Origin of the sequence: Aeromonas sp. QDB18, from assembly GCF_027705325.1 — a bacterium.
Lineage (GTDB): Bacteria > Pseudomonadota > Gammaproteobacteria > Enterobacterales > Aeromonadaceae > Aeromonas > Aeromonas caviae.
In genome coordinates this window covers 1-686 of record NZ_JAPDBQ010000347.1, presented here as the reverse complement: position 1 = coordinate 686, position 686 = coordinate 1, and the positions used below count along the sequence as shown (strand labels likewise).

The following is a 686-nucleotide window of genomic DNA, read 5'->3' as shown; positions in this document are numbered from 1 at the left end:
CCTGTGTCGGTTTGGGGTACGATGACTTGTAATCTGAAGCTTAGAGGCTTTTCCTGGAAGCAGGGCATCAATGGCTTCCGCACCGTGGTGCGTTCGTCTCGTGTCTCAGTGTTGTGTCTCCGGATTTGCCTAGAAACACCACCTACGCACTTTCACCAGGACAACCGTCGCCTGGCCCACCTAGCCTTCTCCGTCCCCCCATCGCAATTACAAGTCGTGCAGGAATATTAACCTGCTTCCCATCGACTACGCCTTTCGGCCTCGCCTTAGGGGTCGACTCACCCTGCCCCGATTAACGTTGGACAGGAACCCTTGGTCTTCCGGCGAGGAGGCTTTTCACCCCCTTTATCGTTACTTACGTCAGCATTCGCACTTCTGATATCTCCAGCATACCTCTCGATACACCTTCGCAGACTTACAGAACGCTCCCCTACCACTCACGCTTAGCGTGAATCCGCGGCTTCGGTGCCTGGTTTGAGCCCCGTTACATCTTCCGCGCAGGCCGACTCGACTAGTGAGCTATTACGCTTTCTTTAAATGATGGCTGCTTCTAAGCCAACATCCTAGCTGTCTGAGCCTTCCCACATCGTTTCCCACTTAACCAGAACTTTGGGACCTTAGCCGGCGGTCTGGGTTGTTTCCCTCTTCACGACGGACGTTAGCACCCGCCGTGTGTCTCCCGGATA

At 54.7% G+C, this 686-nt stretch carries 1 rRNA gene; it reads right to left on the bottom strand.

The features are described 5' to 3' along the window. Positions 1-686, bottom strand: a 23S ribosomal RNA gene (locus tag OKC30_RS21290); the annotation flags it as partial.